The organism is Rhizomicrobium sp. (genome assembly GCF_056722145.1).
This window is the reverse complement of the sequence record NZ_JBWZET010000226.1, coordinates 1-2,352: the sequence shown is the minus strand read 5'-3', so window position 1 is coordinate 2,352 and position 2,352 is coordinate 1. Positions and strand designations below refer to the sequence as shown.

At 65.6% G+C, this 2,352-nt stretch carries 2 protein-coding genes; both read right to left on the bottom strand.

What is annotated here, in order from left to right; translation table 11 throughout:
- A partial coding sequence (gene carB, locus AC1P6P_RS12295; RefSeq protein WP_481402733.1) for a carbamoyl-phosphate synthase large subunit occupies positions 1–1,799 on the bottom strand: 1,799 nt, incomplete at its 3' end.
- A gap of 260 nt (positions 1,800–2,059) precedes the next feature.
- Positions 2,060–2,242 (bottom strand): hypothetical protein, encoded by a 183-nt coding sequence (locus tag AC1P6P_RS12290; RefSeq protein WP_481402732.1) that lies wholly within the window; start codon positions 2,240–2,242, stop codon positions 2,060–2,062.
- Positions 2,243–2,352 lie beyond the last annotated feature (110 nt).

Genomic DNA, 2,352 nt, shown 5'->3' with positions numbered 1-2,352 from the left:
CGGTTGGGACCGCCGCCGAGAATGACGATCTTGCGGCGGTCGGATGGCATGGCCTCGTCCTCGGGCTCGCCGAACAGGCCGCCTTCGTAGGTCGAGTACATGTAGGGCGTGATCGCCTCGAACTCGGCAGCGCACGAGTCGATGCGCTTGAACACCGGATGGACGCCGAGGCGGTGGCGCAGCGCGCGGACTTCGGCTTCGCTGGTGGCGCCGGCCATGGCGGCGGCGACATCGTGGAGCAGGCCCGAGCGCGCGGAGCCGGCGCCGCCGGCAAGGTGGACCGAGCGGACCGCCAGCGTGGCGAGGCGCTTGTCGGAGAAGCCCATGGCCTTGAGGCGGCGCAGCCCGGCGGCATCGTTGGGCAGGCCTTCCTCGGTGATGCGCGCTTCCTCGGCGATGATCTCGGCGATGTGGCGCAGGAACCAGGGGTCGTAATGGGTAATGGCGTGGACGTCTTCGACCGAGAAGCCCTCGCGGAAGGCCTGGGCGACGACCAGCAGGCGATCGGGGGTGGCGCGCGAGAGTTCGGCGGTGACGGCATCGCGGCCGGCGCCTTCGAGCGCGACGACACGGTTGAAGCCGTCGAGCCCGGTTTCGAGGCCGCGCAGCGCCTTCTGCATCGATTCCTTGAAGTTACGGCCGATCGCCATGACCTCGCCCACCGACTTCATTGCGGTGGTCAGCAGCGGCTGCGAGCCCTTGAACTTCTCGAAGGCGAAGCGCGGGATCTTGGTGACGACATAGTCGATCGTCGGCTCGAACGAGGCGGGCGTGGCGCCGGTGATCTCGTTGGTGAGTTCGTCGAGCGTGTAGCCCACCGCGAGCTTGGCGGCGACACGGGCGATGGGAAAGCCGGTTGCCTTCGACGCCAGCGCCGAGGAGCGGCTGACGCGCGGGTTCATCTCAATGACGATCAGGCGGCCGTCGGCCGGGTTGACCGCGAACTGGACGTTGGAGCCGCCGGTTTCGACGCCGATCTCGCGCAGCACGGCAATGCTGGCCGAGCGCATGATCTGGTATTCCTTGTCGGTGAGCGTCAGCGCCGGGGCGACGGTGATCGAATCGCCGGTGTGGACACCCATCGGATCGACGTTCTCGATCGAGCAGATGATGATGGCGTTGTCGTGCCGGTCGCGCACGACTTCCATCTCGTATTCCTTCCAGCCGAGCAGCGATTCCTCGATGAGGACTTCGGTGGTGGGGCTGGCGTCGAGGCCGGTGCGGACGATGTGCTCGAACTCGGTCTTGTTGTAGGCGACGCCGCCGCCGGTGCCGCCGAGGGTGAAGCTGGGGCGGATGATCGAGGGCAGGCCGGTACGTTCGAGCACGGCGAAGGCTTCCTCGACAGTGTGCGCCACGCCCGAGCGGGCGCTCTCGAGGCCGATCTTGTCCATCGCCTCGCGGAAGCGCTGACGGTCCTCGGCCTTGTCGATCGCGTCGGCGTCGGCGCCGATCATCTTGACGCCGAACTTTTCGAGGGTGCCGTCGTTGAACAGCGCCAGCGCGGTGTTGAGCGCGGTCTGGCCGCCCATGGTGGGCAGGACGGCGTCGGGCCGCTCCTTCTCGATGATGCGTGCGACGATCTCCGGCGTGATCGGCTCGACATAAGTGGCGTCGGCCATGTCCGGATCGGTCATGATCGTCGCGGGGTTGGAGTTGACCAGGACGACCCGGTAGCCCTCCTCCTTGAGCGCCTTGATCGCCTGGGTGCCCGAATAGTCGAACTCGCAGGCCTGGCCGATGACGATCGGGCCGGCGCCGATGACGAGGATCGAGGAGATGTCAGTGCGTTTGGGCATTTTGGCCTTCGTTCGGATCTATCGGCGTTGAGATGAAGCCGATGGAGAGATTTCTTGTTCGCGCTTCGTGAGCGATACATTTAATTTTGCGCATCGTGACACGAGTTGATCGCAACTTCATTCGCTGCTCAAAGAATTCGACCGGAACTTTGCATTTTTCCGCCACAGCTAGAGCAACGTCGTGCGGCAGCGGCCGACTTGCTGGCGGCGTTCCGGCTGCCTGTGCGGCAGCAAGAAGGAAGAGCAGTGGGCCCATTGCGTCAGGCCGCCGTCAGCGCCGCGAACTTGTCCTTCCAGAAGTCCTCACCGCCAGCAGCGGCTTCCGCCACCAGCGGGTTGCTCGCCTGCATGTCCTTGAGCGCGGCCTTGAAGGCGGCCTGGTTGAACTGGTGCATCGAGGCGTATTCCTGGGGCTTGGTTTCCCAGCCGCCCTTGTCGATCATCGCCTACTTCATCGCCGGCCCGGCCAACGACATCAACATCGCCACCCGCTGGTACCCGCGCGGCGAGCTGCTGCTGATCGTCGACGACAAGTTCCAGATGGCGGTCCGCA